This is a genomic window from Adlercreutzia rubneri (assembly GCF_009755265.1).
Lineage (GTDB): Bacteria > Actinomycetota > Coriobacteriia > Coriobacteriales > Eggerthellaceae > Adlercreutzia > Adlercreutzia rubneri.
The window spans coordinates 65,189-84,998 of record NZ_WPOO01000002.1 but is presented as its reverse complement, the minus strand read 5'-3'; the positions used below and the strand labels follow the sequence as shown (position 1 = coordinate 84,998).

Below are 19,810 nucleotides of genomic sequence, written 5' to 3'. Positions count from 1 at the left end.
ATTGGTAACAAGCCCATGGGAAAAAGCACTACGGCGCAGAATTAACTCTAAACCACCTGAGAATACCTTCTAGAGCTCTGCCACGGTGCCGAGTCCGCGCCTCGCGGCGGCGTCCAGGGCGATCTTGGCACAGGCAATGTCAAGCAGCGCGGTGCCCGCCGAGTCGAAGACCGTGACGTCCTCGGCGCTCGTGCGGCCCGGCACCTTCCCCACCAGCACGTCTCCCAGCTCGCCGAGCACATGATCCAGGCCGAAGGCGCCCTCAGCCAGTCCGCGCTCGATCTCGCCGTTGCTCGCTCAGTTGGCCGTATCGTCGGAGTAGCCGTAGCCCACGCGAAAGCTCTTCGGCTCCTCGAAGCAGTCGCCCGGCGTGACGAAGGCACCGTTGAACTTCACCATATCGGTGCAGAAATCGTAGGAGGGGATGTCGTAGTCGTAGTAGACGAGCGCCGTCGTGCCGGCCTCGGGCGGAACGACGGACAGGTGCGGCTCCGATTCCACCCATTCCAAAAGCGTAACCAAATTCTCGCGCACGATACGGCGGCTGCGGTCGAGGATGGCGTCGGCATGGGCCAGCGCGTAGGCGCCCACGGCCTCGTCGAACAAGCCGCAGGAGATGAGGTTGTAGTCGCGATGGGACAGAAGGTCTCGGCGCAGCTGTTCGTCCTTGGTGACGCACCAGCCCAGACGGATGCCCGCCAGCGACCACACCTTGCTCATGGAGCTGGTGGTGACGCCCTTGTCGTAAAGGTCGACGACCGACTCGGCGTACTCGTCGGTCTGGTTCAAGTGGCGGTACACCTCGTCGCAGTGCAGCCACGCGTCGTTCTTGCGCGCCACCTCCACGATGGCCCGCAGCGTCTCGCCGTCGAGCAGGGCGCCCGTGGGATTGTCGGGATTGTTGATGCAGATGACCTTCGTCTCCGGCGTGCACAGGGCGTCCAGGGCCTCCACGTCCACGTGGTAGCCGTTCTCCTTCTCCAGATGCAGCACGTCCACCGCAGCGCCGCACATCTCGGGGATGGAGTAGAGCTGCTGGTAGGTGGGCATGACCGATACTACGTGATCGCCCGGGTTCACCAGCGTCGAGAGCACGAGCGCGTTGGCGCCGGCGGCCCCGTGGGTGGGGATGATGTGCTCGGGCGCCACGGTGCGGTACAGCTTGGCGATGCCGGAAAGCAGGTCGGGGCGACCCTCGATGTCGCCGTAGGTGAGGCGGCGCGCCGCGAAGGCGTCCAGAAACGCCTGCTTGTCGCCGCCGGTCAGCTCGAAGAGCTGGTCGAGGGACAGCGAGTACACGCACGTCTCGGCGACGTTGTGGGTGCACTTCGTCTCCCAGAGGTTCATCCACTGCTCGACTTCGAAATCCTTGATCTCCATGGGGGTTCTCCTTCTCGCTGATCCACGGTCTCCGCTAGGAACGTGAGTCCAGCATAAAAGGCGAACCCGAGGCAGGACATGGAGGCGGCCACAGGCTCTCAGGCGGCCCGTTGTGGGCGCCCACAACGGGGCTTGCGGCCGCCCACGGCGCAAACGAGCCGCGCCCTGTCGCACGCAGCGCTCTGCGAAAGCGAGGTGCCTAGAGGAAGATCATCGACAGGTAGGCGAACAGCTGCTTGTCCGTGGCGTCTTCCATCGCCAGCACCGCGCGAGCACGGTTGACGCGGTTGCGCACCGAATTGGGGTGCTGGCAGAGGCGCTCAGCCGCCGCGTTCGCGTCACCGCCGCAAGCCACGTAGACCCGCAGGCTCTCGACGAGATTGGAGCCTGCTTCAGCATCGGAGGCAGCGAGTCGATCAAGGCTCGCTGCGCAGGCGCGCTCGAGCAGCCAGCCGTTTTGTCGGGCAACACGGAAGGCATCTGGGCCCAGCATGTCCCACGAAACAGCAGAGTGGCCCATCCTTTTTGCCGCCTCGCCGCATCCGAGAGCCTCGACGATGGCCCCATCGGCCCAATCGGTGCCGAACACCTCGGAGAGCCCAGCCGCGCAATGCCCTCCAAAGCCGGCGATAAGCACCTCGATATCGCCTGCTTCCAGAGACTCGAAATCATCGGCGACGAGAAGGGCCAAAAGACGCTGCGCCGACGGCTCGCAGCAACGACGCGCTCTGACCGCCAGCTGAGAAATCCGAGACTCTTTCGGAGCCCCAACAGGGCGGAGAAAGGCTTTTGGACAACCTTCTCGCTACGGGGCCAGGCAGGTTATCGGGACGACGTAGACGCCGTCCGGTCGGCAATAGGCCGCTTGCTGGCCCGTGAGCACCATAAGGAACGAGGGAGCTCCCTCTTTGGAATCGTCAACACGCGAGGCGAGCTTCAACAAGTGGGCCGCGCCCTCTTCAACCTGCTTCTCGCCGAGCTTCACCTCGACGGCCCCCCAGCGACCATCGTCCAAGACGACGACGGCGTCGGCCTCGAGACCCGTCTTATCGCGATAGTGGTAGACGGTTCCCCGCAGCTTGGCCGCATACACGCGCAGATCACGCACGCACAGCGATTCGAAAAACAGCCCGAAGGTACTAAAGTCCAGCAAGAGCTTCCGCGGAGACGCGCCCAACAGGGCCGCCCCGATGCTCGGATCGCAGAAGTGCCGCGTCGGGCTGGTGCGCACGGCGGTCTTGGAGCGCAACGCCGGATTCCACGCCGGCAAGTCCTCGGTAACGTAGGTGCGCCGGAGCGCGTCGAGGTAATCGGCGACCGTGTTCTCCGAAGGTGGCTCTCCTCCCATATCCGCTGCGATGGTCGCCTGGCTCGCCTCGGTGGATATGTTGCGCGCATAGGAGCGCAGAATGGCCCGCAGCCACGTCGAGTTGCGCTTCTTGTCGTCCATCTCGTCGATGTCCGAGTCGAGCAGCTCGGCAACGTAATCCTTAGCCTGGTCGAGGGCGATCTCCGGATCGCTTTCCAGCACGGCCTCCGGCCAACCGCCACGGCAGAGCGCAAAGGCGATGTCCTCGATGGAGCGATCAGATATGGCGCCCACCTCGGCGGCACCATCGAAGAGCCCCGCTAGTGAGACCGCGCCCGTAGACTCGCGGGATTCGAAGAGCGACATGGGGCGCATATGCATACGGGATATCCGTCCCACGCCGGAATGCTTCGGTCTCTTCTTGGGCGTAGCCGAACCGGTGAGGATGAACCGGCCCTTGCCCTTCCCCTGGTCGACCGCGAAACGGACGGCATCCCACAGCTGCGGCGCCATCTGCCATTCGTCGATGAGGTGCGGCTCGGCGCCTTCCAAGAGCACCGACGGGCGCACTTCGGCCAAAGCGACCAGAGAGGGACCCTCGTCGGGATCTTGGAGGTACACAGCACTTTGCGCCTGCTGCTTGGCCGTCTCGGTCTTGCCGCACCATTTCGCGCCGACGATCTGAACGGCGCCGGAAGCCCGAAGCGCCCGCTGAAGCACAGCGTCGGCCACGCGCGGCCAATAGCCCTCCTGTCGCTCTTCGTCCTTCTCCACCATGGCGCGCCCCTTCCATCAATGATCGATCGGTGCGCCTACTATACCACGTCAGCGAGGTGATTGCGGAAGTTGGATCGTTTTCATTGCGGAAGTTGGATCATTTTTGTTGAGGAAGTTGGACTTTTGGGAGACATTTGTCGCACCGCGGACGTAACCCTTCTCCAGGTGGTAATTACCCACGTCGAGGATCTTGCCGAGCGCCTTGTGCCGTGCGAGGGAACAACAACGTCAACTCTGGCCGCAACGCCGCCAACGCTGCTGCGGTTTACCTAGCCGCATAGCGCGAGAACAAGGATAGTCGCCAAAACCGCCGGCTACTCTCGTCTAGTCGCTCTTCCCCATACAGGCCGCCACGTATCTCCCTCCCCTGCGTGGCAGCCTGAGCGTTGTCATTGTCCTGCGATCTCCTTGTGGAAATAGGCACCGAACGCGTACAGTGGCACGTTCTTAATCACTCCATCACGTGAGAAAGGGGCCAACGAAGTGCGCAAGGCCAGTACTGGGAGATGCTTTTTGACGAAAGCGGCAAGGCTTTTCGCCCTCAGATTGGTTCCAGCCTTCACCTCAATGGGCACGGGCTGCGGCACTCGCTCGTTTCCATCTACGATGAAATCGATTTCGGTGCGCGTCGACTGGTTCATGAAATAGTGCAGCTTGTTGCCCGTATCCACTTTGTTGCCCGCCTGGCCGCTCGCAAGCAGTTCTTGGGCAACGAGCTGCTCTGCAAGCGCCCCCTTGAATGAACTGAACAACGCCTCGCTATCGAGAATAGTTCGGGCACTCAAGTTGCACATTGCGCCAAGTAGACCCACATCGAGCACATAGACCTTGAACACTCCCTCGTCTTCATGAGACGCAAGAGGCGACTCGGGCACGCTCACACAACTCGAGGGACACACAAGCGAGGTGTCGGTCAGCCATTGCAGAGCATCTTCGTACTCCCGGGCTCTCGCCGACTCCCGTATCTTGGAAAACATAAACTTACGGTTTTCTTTGGCCAAGTTTGTCGGCACCGCCCGCCAGACACGACGAATCCGTTCTGCTAGCGCATCGTCGGCATACTTTGAGAAATCGGCGTTGTAGGAGCGCAAGAGCTCGCTGTGCACACGGCGCGCCTCCGCTGGATCCGACGTTTCTGCGAAGGAAAGCACCGCCTCCGGCATTCCCCCTACGAATAGATATTGTTTCAGCAGCTCGATCAACCGGTCGTGGAACGGGGCCATGGCATCCCAGTCAAGAGCAGACACCAATTCAGCCAACAATTCCTCACCAACACCGTCTAAAAACTCCCGGAAACTGAGAGGGTAGAGATCGAGAAAGCTCACTTTCCCCACAGGGAATGAAGCCCGCGCCTGCGGCTTATTTTCCGTTCGCTTCCCCCGCCGCAACGCAAGTCCGAGCGCCGATCCGCCCGCAACAACGGGAATATGGGGAGTTTGCTCGTTGAAGTACTTGAGCGATTGAATGGCGCGAGGGGATTCTTGTATCTCATCAAGAATGAGCAGAGTATGCTTGTCGATGCGGACGCCTGCTTCAGCTTGGAGTATGGGAAGGAGCCTGTTCGGCGACAACGATCCTTCGAAAGCGGCGATGAGCTGGGGATTGTCATCGAAGGTGATGTACGCCGTTTCCCTGAAGTACGCTCGCCCAAACTCCTTCATAAGCCACGTTTTCCCCACCTGCCGGGCTCCGCTCACGATGAGCGGCTTTCGTCGAGGAGATTCTTTCCAGCGCTTCATATCTTCGATGGCCTGGCGCTTCATGGCATCCTTTCAGGGTGATTCACGTTTTTGCATAGGTTATTTTTGCAAATCACCACGTTTTTGCATAGGAGAATTTTGTGATTCACCACGTTTTTATATAGGTAACGGTATCCCGACATCAGCAGCTGAAAAGTCAACCTCATTCCGAATCGAGAAACTTAGTGAAACTTAGAACTCCTTAGAAGAACTTAGTTAAACTTAGTGAAACTTAGAACTCCTTAGTTAAACTTAGTGAAACTTAGAACTCCTTAGTAAAACTTAGAAGGAGGCATTGTGGGCATCGAGGAGAATCCTTTCACCCCCAAGGAGTCGGCGTGCTCTTCACCGTCGACGAAGTCGATCCGACGCTCGACGAAATGGTTCAGCTTGCCGCCTTCTACCAGCACTTTGTTCGGGAGGGGCGCAAGGTAGCGCTCCTCATGGCGGGACTGCCGCACAACATCTCATCTTTGCTCAACAACAAGACCGTGTCGTTTCTCCGGCGCTCGAACCGCAGGGCGCTTGACCGCATTCCCGACGGCGAGGTTTCCGCAGCGCTCGTGCGCACGGCCCAAGCAGGCAACCGCAACGTTGACGCAGCGGCGCTGACTGCAGCGACGGAGTCCATCGGCGGCTTTCCTTTCATGCTCCAGCTTGTCGGGTACTACGCCTGGGACGAAAATCCCCGGGCTAGCACACTCGATTCGGCCGACTTCGCGCGCGGTATCGCCATCGCACAGCAGGAAATGACCTACCGTATTTTGGACGCCACCTTCGCCGAGCTCTCCCCCGGCGACCTTCGTTTCGCCGCAGCTATGCTGGAAGATGAAGGGGACAGCCGCATCGCCGATCTCGTCGAGCGGCTGGGGCGTTCCTCTTCCGTCGTGGCGCAGTACCGCAAGCGGCTTATCGACGCCGGCATCATTGGCAAACGCGCACGCGGCCTCGTGGGGTTCGACCTCCCTTACTTCCGCGACTACTTGCAGGAGAAGCTCGACAACGGAGAACTGCTGCTCGAGAATTAGGCTTCCGAACCCCGCCCCCTACAGCGCCAGCTTGTAGATGGCCTCGGCGTCTTCCAGGGTCAGCTTCTTGAAGGTGCCGAAGGGGATGCCCTTGTTCTGGGCCAGCGTCGGCAGCATCTTCGGGATGTCGGTCTCTTCCACGTCCAGCTCGGCAAGAGTGGTGGGCATCCCCAGGCTCGCGAAGAAGGAGCGCGTCTCGTCGATGGCCGAAAGCGCGTCGGCTTCCACGTCGCCGGTGGGCGTGAGGCCGAACACCGCCTGGCCGTAGAAGGCGAAGCGCGCCGGGTTCTCGGTGTGCACGTACTCCATCCAGGCAGGGAACATGACGGCGAGACCGGCGCCATGGGTGATGGCCGGATTCAGCGCCGACAGCTCGTGCTCCAAACCGTGGGTGGCCCAGTCCTCGTGGCGGCCCACTCCGGCGAGCCCCTGATGGCAGAGCATGCCGGCCCACATGATGTTGGCGCGGGCATCGTAGTTGTCGGGGTCGGCCAGCACGCGCGGCGCCTCGGCGCGGATGGTGTTCATGAGCGACAGGTTCAGATTGTCGGTCACAGGCACCGCGCCCAGGTCGTCGAAGAAGCGCTCCAGCAGGTGGCAGAACATGTCGGTAAGGCCAGCGGCTGTCTGGAAGGGCGGCAGGGTGAAAGTGAGCTCGGGGTTCATGAAGGCGAACTTCGGACGCTGGGCGTTGTTGGCGTACCCGGTCTTGCGGCCCAGCTCGTCGTTGGAGATGACCGTGTTCTTCGAGGCCTCGCTGCCGGCGGCGGGGATGGTGAGCACCACGGCGATGGGCAGCACGTCGTGGTCGGTAGCCTTGGTTTCGAAGAGTTCCCACACGTCGCCTTCCACGCAGGCGCCGTTGGCGATGGCCTTCGCTGAGTCGATGACCGAGCCGCCACCCACGGCGAGAACCCAATCGACGTTAGCCTCCTTGCAGAGGCGCACGCCCTCGCGCACCAGGGTGATCTCGGGGTTCGGGCGCACGCCGCCCAGCTCCAAATGCTCGATGCCCGCGGCGTCCAGCGAGGCACCCACGCGGTCGATGAGCCCGGAGGCCACGGCGCTCCCGCCGCCGAAGTGCACGAGCACCCGCTTGGCCCCGGCCGCCGCCAGCTTCTCGCCCACCTGCTCTTCAGCTCCGCGTCCGAAGACGAAATGCGTGGGGGAAACGAATTCGAAGTTTTCCATGGGAGTCCTTTCTGCTTTTCGACCGGGCGACACCTTATCGCCATCGCCGCACCATCGCCGTTGGGCGCGTTCTCTAATCATGCTCTGTGTCGATGCTAGGGCATCGCTGACAAACAGGCAACTGTCAGACCACGGAAAATGTCTCGCAATCTTCGCAAACAGGGCAGCTTGTCACAGGATCGCACCCGGGCCATCGCATTGGTCAGGGAGGCTAATCCCCGTGGGCGCGGGTTATGAGGTCGGCCATTTCCGTGGCGGTTTTGGTGGCTATGTTGGCCTGGGCAGCCAGGCGCTTGTCATGGGTCACCAGATAGTTTGCCTTGCTCAGCTCGCAGCAAGCAAGCACCGAGGCGTCTTCGTAATCCGAGGTGATATCGCGATAGTGGCGAGCTAGCCACGCCGTACGATCGTCCATGGGAACCGATATCGCAAGATCGGTCATGTGGTCGACGCACCCCCACGCGAAGTTGTTTATAGCACGGGCCGTGCACTCGTCGACAGTGCCACCGTTCTCACATACTTGCTGCTTCAAAAACTTCCCAATGGTGTAAAAAACTTCATTGACAGCATCCGCTGGTGTTCCCAAATTGGCGTTGTGTTTCTCCGCAACGCGAATAAAGCGAGCAGCTTCTTCATGAAGGGGCCGCTCGTGAAGATAGAAATCGAGCCAAATGTTTTTGTCTACAACAATAGCATTCTCCGCAACCGTCACCAGAGCCCCCTTTCAGCCAGTCTTTCGGTCTTCGCCTCGTAGAAAAGATTGTCCCAATATTCATCCGAGAACTCCTGAGGCGAGGCAGCTGGTGGAATACCTAGGGCCTCGCGTTGCGCCTGAAGCGATGCCAGGAAATCATCGATCGCTCGGGCGCGTTTCTCGCCCTCGCTCATGGCGTCGGCTTCCTCCGTCTCGGGGCCGATGACCGCCTGCAAGGCCGCTTCGGACTCGTCGTCATAGCGCGCCGCCACCTCGTAAAGCCGCCGCATGGCCTCCGACGGCGTGCACCCGAACCGGGCAAAGCGCTCGTCCCCGCGCCGCTTCAATTCGGCATCGATACGGAAGTTCATCTGCATGTTCGGCATAGCAACCCCTTTCAGAATTGCTAGCAGTATATCATAACTCATGACCTTCTATCCATAGTAGGTCGAGAGTCCCCGACAAACCTTCCCTCCGCAGCTCCCGGTTTTTATTTGCTTCGCTGGACCTGAGACGTGAAAACATGGGGCTCGGCGAGGCTGTGCTAACATGGAAGAAGCTGAGGTACTGTGCGCTTTCACCATCGAGAACCGCCGCGTTGAGGTGGGCGACCCTGTAGAGGTCCTTCCCCGCGTGCGCATCGCCGGCGAATACACCCAGGAAGGCTTCGAATACCTCGTAGAACCCAACGGCGGCGAGCAGTAAAGGCGAGACTAGCGAAGAGGCTTCTGGGCGACGCCCGCCGTTTCCACAAGCGCTCTGCCAAGATCGCCAGTTTGGTATCCTCCGACGCTGCTTGCTGTCGCTTAATCCCGCTCGCCGGGCTGGCGAACGCGAATTTCCTGCTCCTTCACGGAGACGCGGGAATGGGGCGGCACCGAGAAGGTCACGAACGTGGAGCCCGCGATAACCGAGCCCTCGCCGATGACCGTCTCGCCGCCCAGCACACTGGCGTTGGAGTAGATGGTGACGTTGTCCTCGATGGTGGGGTGGCGCTTCACGCCGGCCAGGCGCTGGCCGCCGCGGGTGGAAAGAGCGCCCAGCGTAACGCCCTGGTACAGCTTCACGTGGTCACCGATAGTGGTAGTCTCACCGATGACAACGCCAGTACCGTGGTCGATGAAGAAGTACTCGCCGATATGAGCGCCAGCACCGATATCGATACCCGTGGAAGAGTGGGCGATTTCGGTCATCACGCGCGGGATGATGGGCACGCCCAAGTCGTAGAGCACGTGCGCAATGCGATACACGTAGATGGCGTACAGACCCGGGTAGGTGAAGATGACCTCCTCCTTCGAGCCGGCCGCCGGGTCGCCGTCATAGAGCGCCTGCACATCGGTGAGCAACGTGCGCTGAATTTCGGGCAGGGCGTCGAAGAACTTCGTGCAGATATCAGCCGTCTGCTCGCAAATGGAGTCACTCGTGCAACCGCCGCACAAGTGATTGCCGCTACCGACGAGGTCGTCACGATCATCGGAGGTGTAGGTGAGCGCCAAAATGAGCTGCTGGCGCAGCACCGATTCAATGTCGATAAGCGTCTGACCGATGAAGTAGCTGGGGCTCGTGGAAGGCGACAGCATCTCCGGCCCGAAATAGCCGGGGAACAGCACGCGGCGCAACTCGGTGATGAGTCCCTTGATAGCCGTGCGGCTGGGGAAGCGGCGGCCGGGCTTGGTGAAGAAGATCTCGTCCGCCTCGTAGTTCTTCTCGATGGCCGCGACGATGCGCTCTAGGTTGTCTCCGAACATGGGGCCTCCTCGAAATCGATTCTGTGCTCTACACAGTGTAATGAATAATTGAAGGCCTGAGTCAACAAATTGTAAGCAAAACGCCCTGCGGAGGAAGCCGCAGGGCGCCAAAGGGAGGGGACTATTGATGGTGCAAGGCTATGCTTGTGCGTATGCTGCGGCATTGCGACCCACAATAGCAGAAAACGCGTAGCAGGCACCCGCGCCGCCACCAGAAGCAATATAGCTCGGTCCAGCCCAGTTCATGTAAAACATGTCGTTACCACCGCCGTAAACTCCCTTGAGAGGATTTCCCATTCCGTCAAGCACTCGCCCTTGCTCGTCCACTTTCACGCAATTACAGTCGGTGCCAGACATCCCGTTAATACCCGTGGCCATATAGAACGGAGGCTTTAGCTCGCGCATACTGTCAACAGGCCTGCCAAATTTATCTTTACCAGCCGCCACTCCTGCGTTATAGTCAGCCACCTCACCAGCTACGGTGTCTGGGTCCAGGTATAGAGCCTCAGCAAGCTCCTCCACTGTGTCGGCCTTCAGTATCCAACCGTCTTCAATGGCTTTTGCGAGAGACTCCTTCGTTCCCGTTTTCATGAGAGTGAAATTAGGATCATCCACTTCCGCCTGATCGAAGAGCTGATAATTCGGAGATGTCAGTAAATCTCCCCCTATCTGCGTATAGGGCATCGTCTCCGGCCGATTCCTCCTCCCCTGGTCATCGAGCATGATCAGGGAATGAGCCTGGTTTTTCCAGAAAGTCTGGTAGTCATTGCTCTGGAACGTGTCGCCCGAGTTCGGTTCCATCGTCACCGACGGCACAATTTTCTTGAAAGGGCAGAATGCCGCTCCTTGATCGAGAAGCATACGGTATCCATCGCCTGTAGCCGTTTCATGCCCAATAACACCCCAGCCTACAGTCTCGGGGTTATACATCGCACGCATATGTTGACTAGCAGTGTAGCCTCCCGTAGCTACTACAACGGCTTTAGCGCCAATTCTTTTGCGGCCCTCGGCAGTCTTCACTTCCACGCCACAAACACTGTAGTTGTCATCGAAAATCAGGGCCGTCGCTTCCGTGTCTGTCATGATTTTTGCATCCGTTTGGTCAATGCGCTTCGTAACCTCATTTACAAAGGCTCCGCCCGAACAGCGATTTCCGTCAGCGTCCAGAATGTAGTGTCCACGAGCGATAGGGGCATCGGCCATACCGCACAGCTCTGTGCGCACATCAACGCCGGCGGCCACGAGACTGTTTATGAAGGCTTGCTCCTCTTTCAAAATGGCCTCTACCAGAACCGGATCTCCATTTCCCCTGGAGCAGCGGATCCAATCGGCTACCGCCGACTCTATAGTGTCCTCCTGCCCTGTACGCTCGTCCTTGTCCCCCGCAGCCTTCATCGCGTCAGTAGCAGGTGCGAACACGATGCCCGAATTAATGGCCCAGTTGCCGCCAAGCATCGAAAGCTTTTCGATGCCAATAACTGTCACTCCGGCCTCAGCAGCCGATAAAACAGCGCCCAGGCCGCCGCCGAGTCCGACGACTACCACATCGGCAGAATCATCCCAGCCCGTCTCGGACAAGGGATCGCGACCGACTCCGGACTCGTCTTTCGCCGTAGGAGAGCAGGCCGCCAATGTGCCCAGTCCCATAATGGCTGCCGCGGCCATACTTCCTTTGACAAACCCTCGCCGATCGAATGTGCCTTCTTTGTTCAATGTGCTCATGATCCTTTCCCTCCTATGACCTCTCGTGCGGAATTGCCCGAGATAGCCGTATTATCGATTCTCTTTGGCTTATTTTCAGTGTATTGCTTTCACCCCTTCTTGAAACACCTTCACGTGCTGTTCCGTTTTCTGCACCAAGTGATGCGCAGACAACATCGAACATTGCGAAGCTCCTCTACGTAACTTGATATACTTTGGGGGAACGGCGGGAGGGATGCCTATGGACATTCAGCTTATGCGCGAATTCATTGCGCTTGTGAACCTGAAGAGCTATCGAAAGGTGGCGCAGCAGTTCCATATCGCGCCATCAACGCTCAGTCGCCACATTAAAGCCATAGGGAAGGAGCTTGGGCACCCCCTCTTTGAAAACTTGCGTGCCTATCAATTGACCGATGAGGGACAGGTTGTTTTTGAGCGATTCGGAATACTTGTCGGCGAATATGACGGCTTGCTCCAAGCGCTTGCTGCACAAGGGCCCCACTATGTTCGTATCGCCTATTGCTTCGAAGACCGTGCCATATCCCATTACGTGCGGGCGGCAAAAGAAAAGTTCGAGAGAGCCCATCGCCGTACTCGCGTCAAAATAATCTCTCCGCAAGACAAAACTATTTCTGCATGCTTGGAAAGCGGAGAGGCGGACCTCTCTGTTATGTATGCCCCACCCGCTGCTAACGCTCGCCGTTTCAAGACCCAGCTTCTTATTCCAGAGCCCCTTTTAGCTGCCGTGCCCAAGGGCACACTCGAGCATAGAGAAGGACCCCTTCCTCTCGAGGCTCTGGAGGGGCGGACGTTCTACTACTCAGCGCACCCAGGGTACTTGGATTATAGCCACCATATCCTGGATTGCATCGAAAGCAGCGATGTCAGCATGTCCTTTCGAGCCGTGGCGTCGGACAACATCGACGAAATGTATTCTTGCGACGGGCCCGATCGCGTTTGGTTTTTCACGCAATCAAGCTTTTCGCCCCGAAATCGCCCTTTGTTCGAGCGTGCTTACGAAACAAGCGATCTGTTTGAAGTGGATCCTAAAGATCTCAATGGCAATCGGTATATCGTTTCTCTTTCCGACAGAACCAACGAAGTCGCCCTTCGCTTTGCAGCCGATCTCCTTGAAATATCGACAAGGCATCCTGATGAAGATGCCGGCTGATCGACACTTCCTCGTTGCCATCGAGCAGCTACTTGAAAACAGCTACTATCGAAATCGAAGATACTAGATGCCCGAACGACGCCGAACCGCACCTCTGAGCACCTGGGTCTTTCACCCATGGAAGCTGGCCTCGTGGCTTCCCGAACGCAAGCAGCCCCGTTGCCCTCGCTCGCCGGGGCTGCTTGAATTTAACACTCCTCGCAGGCCTCTTCCACGCACTCGTGCTGGCCGGAGGGGCCCTCACCGCAGTAGACGGCGCGCTCCGGATGGTCGGCCAAATAGGCGGCCATGGAGTACTGGGTGATGTCGCTGCGGTTGATGATGCCCACGATGTGGCCCGCTTCCAGCACCGGCACCTTCTTCAGGTGGTTCTCGGACAGAACACGGCACACATCGGTCAGGTTCGCGTGCACGCTCACGCAGATGGGGCTGGCAGCGCCAATTTCGCTGGCGCGCATCTGCATGACCTTCGCCAGCTTCTCGTCGTAGCCCTCGTCGTCGTTCACGGTGCTGTTGATCAGCACGATGGGATCGGTGAACGAGTTGCTGCGCGGGCTCAGCCGCTTCAGGATGTCGCCATCGGAAATGAAGCCCACCGGCTCGCCCGACTCGTCCACGATGGGCGCCGCCGAGATGTTCTTCTCCACGAACAGGCGCATGGCCTCTTCCACCGTAGCCTCCCGGCTCAGCGAGTACACGTCGGTCTTCATGATGGACGTGAGCAGCGACTTGCGGGTGCCCTCCTCGTCCACCGCAGCCTCCTCGCCGGGCTTGTCCTTCACAAGGGCGATAGTCATGACCAGGCCGACGAGGCAGAGCACCGTGCACACGAGGAAGGCGGCGTTGATGCCCAGCATGGTGCCCTCGGTGGCGCCGAGGCCCGGCGAGGCGATGTTCTGCACCTGGGTGCTCACGGCGATGATGATGGCGGTGCCGAGCGAGCCTGCCACCTGGCGCAGCGTGTTGTTCACGGAGGTGCCGTGGTTCATGACCTTGTTGTCCAGGGCGTTCATGCCCCAGGTGGTGATGGGCATGTTCACCAGCGACATCGAGAACATGCGCACCGTGTACACGATGGTGATGTAAATGATGCTGGACGTGAGGTTCAGAATGGCGAAGGCGAAGGTGGTGAGCGTCAGCAAACTCATGCCCACGATGGCCATGCGGCGTGGGCCGTGGCGGTCGAACCACTTGCCGGCGAGCGGATTCATGATGCCCATAAGGATAGCGCCGGGCATGAGCACGAGGCCCGACACCGTGGCCGACAGCCCATGGAGCGACTGCACGTAAATGGGCATGAGGATGCCGGCGGCCAGAAGCGCACCCTGCACGAGCATGCCGATGATGGTGCCCACGAGGAAGCGGCGGTTCTTCAGCACGTCGACGCGCAGCATCGGACGCGGCAGACGCGTCTGGCGGATGAAGAACCACACAACGCCGACGATGCCGAGCGCGGTGGTGAGCAGCGGCACCAACGTGAAGCCGGCCGAGCCCAGGGCCGAGAAACCGTAGAGCATAAGCCCGAAGCCCAAGGTGGAAAGGGCCAGCGACAGCGGATCGAGCACCGAGTCGCCCTTGTTCGCCGGCGCCTTGTTGTCCACAAGGAACAGCGACGGAACGATAATAACGATGGACAGGGCGAAGATGAGGTAGAACAGAATGTGCCAGTCGGCCTGGTCGATGACGAAGCCCGCCACCGTGGGGCCGATGGCCGGCGCGAAGGCGATAACCAAGCCGAAGATGCCCATGGCCGAGCCGCGGCGATCAACCGGGAACACCAGCATGAGCACGGTCATGGTCACCGGCATGAGGATGCCGGCGCCGGCGGCCTGCACGAGACGGCCTCCCAGAAGCACCGGGAAGTTGAGGCCCACGGCCGCCAACAGCGTGCCCACGGCAAACAAGCTCATCGAGAACACGAACAGCTTCCGCGTGGAGAACCGATCCTGCAGAAACGCCGTGATGGGGATCATGATGGCGTTCACCAGCGTGAACCCGGTGGTCAGCCATTGGGCCGTGGACTGATCGACATTCATCTCGGTCATGATGGACGGCAGTGCCGGCGTCACCAGCGTCTGGTTCAGCACCGTCACAAAGGCGCCCAGCACGAGCACTACCAGCATCATCCATTGTTTGCGCGTTAGCTTCATACACAACACCTCACTCGCTTCTCGCCCCGCTCTCGCTTGTTTTTCCTAGTATGAGCGTCGCCGGCACCTTCTGCGGTATCAGTTCGGCGACTGTTTGGGAAAATCATCTATGGATTCGCTCATGTTATCTCCCGCACCTCTATAATGCGGAACAGAGTTTTTGCCCTGAAAGGATGATTGATCGGTATGCAAACCGCTATATGCCTGTTGCTCGTGGTGTTCTTCTTGCTGATGAACGCGTTCTTCGTCATCGCGGAATTCGCGCTGGTGCGCGTGCGCAAGAGCCAGATTGACATGGCCGTCGCCGAGAAGCGCCGCGGCGCCGAGGCCGCCCGCGACGTAACCACGCACATCAACGCCTACCTGTCGGCCTGCCAGCTCGGCATCACGCTGGCATCGCTGGCCATCGGCTGGTTGGGCGAGCCGGCCGTCTCCGCCGTTCTGGAAGCACCGCTTCTGGCCTGGGGCTTCCCCGAGGCGACGGTGTACCCCATCTGCGTGGCCGTGGGCTTCTTCATCGTGACCACCCTGCACGTAGTGGTCGGCGAGCTCATCCCGAAGTCCTTCGCCATCTTCGCCACCGAGAAGTACGCCCTGCACACCGCCGGTCCCTTGCGCGTGTTCTACCGCGTCACCTACCCAATCATGGTCATCTTCAACGGCATCACCAACGGAGTCATGCGCCTGTTCGGCCACGACCCGGCCGACGAGCACGAGGTGTACACCGGCGAGGAGATCAAGCTGCTCATTGACGAGTCCACGGAAAGCGGCCTCATCGATCCGGAGCAGAACGAGTTCGTCGACAACATCTTCGATCTGGGCGACAAAGACGCCGAGGGGATCATGACCCCGCGCACCGACGTCATCTGTCTGGATTTGGAAGACACGCTGGAAGAGAACTGGGACATCGTGCGCCAGTATAAGTACACGCGCTACCCGGTGTGCGACGGCTCGAAGGACCGCATCGTCGGCTTCGTGCACACCAAGGACCTCGTGGACGTGCCCAAGGACGCGCCCATGAGCGATTGGAAGATTCGCGAGCTGCCGCCCGTGCCCGAGGGCGCGCCCATCGCGAAGCTGCTGCAGGCCATGCAGGAGGGTCGCACCGAGATGTGCGTTGTCGTGGATGAGCACGGCGGCACGGCGGGCATCGTCACCATGAGCGACATCATGGAGCAGATCGTCGGCCGCATCGACGACGAGTACGTGCACGACACCGACGATGACATTGAGGAACTGCCCGACGGTACTTACCAGATCAACGGCACCCTCGCCATTGATGACCTGGTGGAACTGCTCGGCTTCGAGCCCGAAGAAGCCAACGATGTGGAAACCGCCGGCGGCCTTCTGCTGTCGCTGTTCGACCGCATTCCCAAGGAGGGCGACGTGGCGGTGCTGGAAGATCGCGGCACGAAGGTGACGTTCACCGTGCTCGCCATGGATCGCCTCCGCATCGACCGCATCTGCATGGCCATCGACCGTCCCGACGAGGAATAACGGGCGGCCCCGAGAGCTTCGTATCCGGGCGGTCTTCGGGCCGCCCTTCGACCGAGCGACGGCCTCATGTATAATGTCCCCATATGATCGAGGGCCACAACAAGAAGGGACATACCGTTGCAGCGCAATCATGGGCGGTGGCTCGGCAGAAATCTCCTGATAGCTGTGGCGGGTATCTCCGCCCTTCTGGCGGCCCAGTCATTTGAGGCGCCCTGCGAGATTTCCTGGCATCTTCCCCTGGGACAAGGCAGCGTGCCGGCGACCATTGTAGACGTAGCCGTCGCCTCCCTCGTTTCTTGCGCTTTGATCATCGCGGGCAACCGAGGGAGACGCGCGCTTGCGAGTGTTCCCCTCGCCATAGCAAGCGCCTCGTGCTGCCTAATGGGCCTGGCCGTGCAAGGCACGGGAGAGCCCCTCTCCATTTTTGGACTCATCCTCATGTCTGCCGGGGGAACCGTTCTTCTCTTCTGCTGGCTGGCGGCAGTCTGCGCCCAGCGCGATATCGGCATTGTCGAGCTGATGATAGAGATCGAGGTGCTCGCATCGGCGGCGGCGATTCTCCCCTCGCTTCTGTCTGCGTCATGGTGCCAAGCCCTCGCCGGCATGAGCGTGGCAGCCTCTGCGGTGGCACTTTGCCTCATCCAGCGCCCCGCGCCTTCCGCATCGGAGACCGAGCGGTCTTTTACCCTCGAGCCGTCTTCGCTGGCTAAAATCCTCTGCAGCTTCTTTGTTATCGGACTGGTGGTGGGATCCTTACAGTACTCGGTCTTCCTGCAGCAGGCAGAAGGCGAGATGTTCCCCGTCATCATTACCGCCATATCGCTCGCACTCGTGCTCTGGCTCTTTAACCGCGGCCGGGACTTCAACCTGTCGGTGTGGACGAAAGTGGTTGCAACCCTTTCGCTGGTCGCTCTTATCTTAGTGCTGTTCTCATCGACTCTCACCTACCTTGCCTACGTGTTGGCCGGCATCGCATACTCTCTTTTGGAATGCGGCGCCCTCTACATGGGATTACTCCTGGGGAGGCTGTATCCTGGTACTCGTGTGAGAATCTTAGCCACTGCCTGGTGTGTGGGGACTTTAGGATCCCTCCCCCTGCTAGCTTCCGTTTTTTTCGGACTCCACATCGCAAGCAGGGTCGCCATGCTCTTCATGGCCCTTCTGCTCGTCGTGGCATCCATTTGGATTCTGGAGGATCGAGCCGTGTCGCTGCTGTTGTCCGCAAGCGGCGGCGCGAAGCTCACCTCGCTCTCGGGTCGTCCCCTTGAATCATTCGGCGACAGCATGGGCCTGACTGCTCGCGAACGCGATGTGTTCAATCTCTATATCGTCGGACGAAGCGCCCCCTACATTGCAGAGAAGCTCGTAATCAGCGAGAGCACGGTGAAATCTCACCTGCAGCACATCTACACCAAATGCGACGTCCATTCGCGCCAGGAGCTTATCTCTCTCGTTGAAGCTGTTCGAGAAAATTAGAGTTCTCCCTGTTCAAAAGGTATTCATACGTTTCGTAGGAGAAGAGTTTTCCCTTATTTCATACGTTTCTCCTGTTTCGCCGCCTCCGAAAATGCGGTGATATGGGCACTATCTTGCCGTACAACGGAAGAGGAGGAAATTATGGCAATGGAGGAAAAGAGCGCGGGGGCAATGACCCGGCGCGGGTTTCTAACGGCCCTGGGCCTGGCGGGCGCTTCAGCGGCCGGCGCGGGCCTTGTTGGCTGCGCGCCAAAACAGCCAACCGAGGCAGCTGGCGACGACCAGACCGCCCTCGCTGACACTGGCACCCTGGTGGAAACCGACATCCCCGAGGAAAAAATCCTCGAGACCGTCGATTGCGACGTGTGCGTGGTCGGCCTGGGCGTGGCGGGTGTGGGAGCCCTGCGTTCTGCTGCTGAAGGAGGACTCAAGGTAGTCGGCGTCGAGAAGGGCAGCAAGCCCAGTGCTCGCTCGAACATGTTCGCCGCCTTCGGCACCGAGAAGACGCGCTCCATCGGAATCGAGGACATCAGCCCCACCGAGGTGGCCAACGAGCTCATGACGCAAATGTCGCATCGCGCAGACTATCGCATAACCACGAAGTGGCTGAAGAACTGCGGAGAGGCTTTCGAGTGGTACACCTCCGCATATGACGGCCTATTGTGGCTCGGCATGGAAGACGAGCTTCCCGAAGATCCTAGCCAGTTGTTCGTCTGCGCCGATACGCTCACGAGCGGCATCTACCGTTTCGGAATCGACCACGAGCGCCTCTTCGCCGGATGCTGCTGCATCAGCGGCGGCGACGAGACCCATACGCCCGTTTTGCAGGCTAATGTGGATGCGGCTTTGGCCACGGGCAACGCGCAAGTGCAGTTCTACTCTCCGGCTGTGAAGCTCGAGGCGACCGACGGGCAGGTAACTGCCGTGATCTGCCGCAATGATGAGGGCGAGGGCTACACGCGCTATCGTGTCTCCAAGGGCGTGGTGCTCGCCACGGGCGGCTATTCGCACAACGAGAAAATGCTGGGGCAGTATGCTCCGTGGATTCTGAAGAACCAGGACAAATTCCTGTTCTCATACGAGGTGACGGATCACGACGGCAACCCCGCCGATACCGGCGACGGCCAGCAGATGGGCATGGACGTCGGCGGCCACCTGGACGTGGGGCCCCATGCGGTAATGGCTCACATCCTTCAGTTCGGCCAGGAGTTCTTCCTGCAAGTCAACGAGCATGGCGAGCGTTTCACCAACGAGGATCTCAGCATGACCAATATCGCCAAGGTCATGCAGAACCAACCGGGCAGCAAGGTTTTCCAAATCATAGACAGCCACTGGCCCGAGCAATACCCGATGCTTGAGATGGTCATGCAGAACATCCGCAGCTACGGCGACGGCGAGGGTTTTTCTGCCCAAGCCGACACGCTTGAAGAGCTCGCCTCCCAGCTGGAGCTCAGCGCGGATGCCACCCAGAACCTGTCCGCCGCGGTCGCTCGCTACAATGAGCTGTGCGAGAAGGGCGTCGACGAGGACTTCGGCAAAGCTGCGGAGAAGATGTTCCCTGTGGTGGACCCGCCGTTCTATGCAATCACCTACGATATGCTCAAGCACACTTCAGTGGAAGACGTAAGCTGCATGCGCCTGCTCGTAACCATGGGCGGCCTTGTGACCGACGACAACGCGCGCGTGCTGGACGATGACTCGAACCCCATCCCCGGTCTGTTTGCCGTCGGCAACGTGCAAGGCGGCCGTTTTGTGGAAGACTACCCCTTCACCTTGTCTGGGGCCAGCCACGCCGCCGCTCTCACCTATGGGTACCTGACAGGCAAGTATCTCGCTGAACAGGCGTAAGTTCCGCACATCCGAATCTGGCGCACCTGCCTCCCTCCCCGATGCGCCGAATGGGGGCACTCCTGCCCCATAAGACGGAGAACCCTACAGCCCCAAGGGCA

General features: G+C 59.9%; 17 protein-coding genes. 6 read left to right on the top strand and 11 right to left on the bottom strand.

The genetic code is table 11. From position 1 onward, the window contains the following. Positions 1 to 69 precede the first annotated feature (69 nt). The 5 genes from GO707_RS01905 to GO707_RS01885 all read right to left on the bottom strand — a co-directional run bounded on the left by GO707_RS01905 (position 70) and on the right by GO707_RS01885 (position 5,229). Positions 70 to 282 carry a hypothetical protein gene (locus GO707_RS01905; RefSeq protein WP_114538893.1) on the bottom strand — a complete coding sequence of 71 codons (213 nt, stop codon included), beginning with the start codon at positions 280 to 282 and terminating at the stop codon, positions 70 to 72. A 15-nt stretch (positions 283 to 297) separates the two neighbouring features. Continuing rightward, the gene (locus GO707_RS01900) at positions 298 to 1,380 is read right to left on the bottom strand and encodes an aminotransferase class I/II-fold pyridoxal phosphate-dependent enzyme (protein ID WP_114538892.1); all 1,083 of its coding nucleotides are present in this window, start codon (positions 1,378 to 1,380) and stop codon (positions 298 to 300) included. A 199-nt stretch (positions 1,381 to 1,579) separates the two neighbouring features. Further along, positions 1,580 to 2,071: a helix-turn-helix domain-containing protein gene (locus tag GO707_RS01895; protein ID WP_114538891.1), complete on the bottom strand. Its 492-nt coding sequence runs from the start codon at positions 2,069 to 2,071 to the stop codon at positions 1,580 to 1,582. A 114-nt stretch (positions 2,072 to 2,185) separates the two neighbouring features. Next, complete coding sequence (locus tag GO707_RS01890) at positions 2,186 to 3,466, bottom strand: ATP-binding protein (RefSeq protein WP_114538890.1); 1,281 nt, start codon at positions 3,464 to 3,466, stop codon at positions 2,186 to 2,188. Positions 3,467 to 3,855: 389 nt separating this feature from the next. Continuing rightward, positions 3,856 to 5,229 (bottom strand): ATP-binding protein, encoded by a 1,374-nt coding sequence (locus GO707_RS01885; RefSeq protein ID WP_157011835.1) that lies wholly within the window; start codon positions 5,227 to 5,229, stop codon positions 3,856 to 3,858. 314 nt (positions 5,230 to 5,543) lie between these two features. On the opposite strand from GO707_RS01885, the gene GO707_RS01880 reads away from it, so the two are divergent. Continuing rightward, the gene (locus GO707_RS01880; protein WP_114538888.1) at positions 5,544 to 6,233 is read left to right on the top strand and encodes a winged helix-turn-helix domain-containing protein; all 690 of its coding nucleotides are present in this window, start codon (positions 5,544 to 5,546) and stop codon (positions 6,231 to 6,233) included. Positions 6,234 to 6,251: 18 nt separating this feature from the next. Here the strand turns inward: GO707_RS01880 and GO707_RS01875 are convergent, their stop codons facing one another. The 3 genes from GO707_RS01875 to GO707_RS01865 form a co-directional block, all read right to left on the bottom strand. Continuing rightward, positions 6,252 to 7,424, bottom strand: coding sequence for an iron-containing alcohol dehydrogenase (locus GO707_RS01875; RefSeq protein ID WP_157011833.1), 1,173 nt, complete (start codon positions 7,422 to 7,424; stop codon positions 6,252 to 6,254). Between the two features lie 211 nt (positions 7,425 to 7,635). Next, positions 7,636 to 8,136, bottom strand: coding sequence for a type II toxin-antitoxin system VapC family toxin (locus GO707_RS01870; protein WP_198160975.1), 501 nt, complete (start codon positions 8,134 to 8,136; stop codon positions 7,636 to 7,638). Continuing rightward, complete coding sequence (locus tag GO707_RS01865; protein WP_157011829.1) at positions 8,133 to 8,504, bottom strand: hypothetical protein; 372 nt, start codon at positions 8,502 to 8,504, stop codon at positions 8,133 to 8,135. Before GO707_RS01865 ends, GO707_RS01870 begins: the two co-directional genes overlap by 4 nt. A 163-nt stretch (positions 8,505 to 8,667) precedes the next feature. On the opposite strand from GO707_RS01865, the gene GO707_RS01860 reads away from it, so the two are divergent. After that, positions 8,668 to 8,823, top strand: a complete 156-nt coding sequence (locus tag GO707_RS01860) for a polysaccharide deacetylase family protein (protein WP_157011827.1) — start codon at positions 8,668 to 8,670, stop codon at positions 8,821 to 8,823. A 101-nt stretch (positions 8,824 to 8,924) separates the two neighbouring features. Here GO707_RS01860 and GO707_RS01855 read toward each other — a convergent pair whose 3' ends face one another. Both GO707_RS01855 and GO707_RS01850 read right to left on the bottom strand, forming a co-directional pair. Next, positions 8,925 to 9,866 (bottom strand): serine O-acetyltransferase, encoded by a 942-nt coding sequence (locus GO707_RS01855; RefSeq protein ID WP_114538884.1) that lies wholly within the window; start codon positions 9,864 to 9,866, stop codon positions 8,925 to 8,927. Positions 9,867 to 10,004: 138 nt separating this feature from the next. Beyond that, on the bottom strand, positions 10,005 to 11,588 hold the full coding sequence (locus GO707_RS01850; protein ID WP_114538883.1) for an FAD-dependent oxidoreductase: 1,584 nt from the start codon (positions 11,586 to 11,588) through the stop codon (positions 10,005 to 10,007). 220 nt (positions 11,589 to 11,808) lie between these two features. Between GO707_RS01850 and GO707_RS01845 the strand changes: the two genes are divergently transcribed. Then, on the top strand, positions 11,809 to 12,738 hold the full coding sequence (locus GO707_RS01845) for a LysR family transcriptional regulator (protein WP_181869639.1): 930 nt from the start codon (positions 11,809 to 11,811) through the stop codon (positions 12,736 to 12,738). A 188-nt stretch (positions 12,739 to 12,926) separates the two neighbouring features. On the opposite strand, the gene GO707_RS01840 is transcribed toward GO707_RS01845, so the two are convergent. Beyond that, positions 12,927 to 14,888, bottom strand: coding sequence for an MDR family MFS transporter (locus GO707_RS01840; protein WP_114538881.1), 1,962 nt, complete (start codon positions 14,886 to 14,888; stop codon positions 12,927 to 12,929). Between the two features lie 186 nt (positions 14,889 to 15,074). On the opposite strand from GO707_RS01840, the gene GO707_RS01835 reads away from it, so the two are divergent. The 3 genes from GO707_RS01835 (at position 15,075) to GO707_RS01825 (ending at position 19,709) form a co-directional block, all read left to right on the top strand. Beyond that, positions 15,075 to 16,385, top strand: a complete 1,311-nt coding sequence (locus GO707_RS01835) for a hemolysin family protein (protein WP_114538880.1) — start codon at positions 15,075 to 15,077, stop codon at positions 16,383 to 16,385. 393 nt (positions 16,386 to 16,778) lie between these two features. Then, positions 16,779 to 17,861, top strand: coding sequence for a helix-turn-helix transcriptional regulator (locus GO707_RS12665; protein WP_198160974.1), 1,083 nt, complete (start codon positions 16,779 to 16,781; stop codon positions 17,859 to 17,861). A gap of 141 nt (positions 17,862 to 18,002) precedes the next feature. Beyond that, a complete protein-coding gene (locus tag GO707_RS01825) occupies positions 18,003 to 19,709 on the top strand; it encodes an FAD-dependent oxidoreductase (RefSeq protein WP_114538878.1) in 1,707 nt (568 codons plus the stop codon). Positions 19,710 to 19,810: the final 101 nt, after the last annotated feature.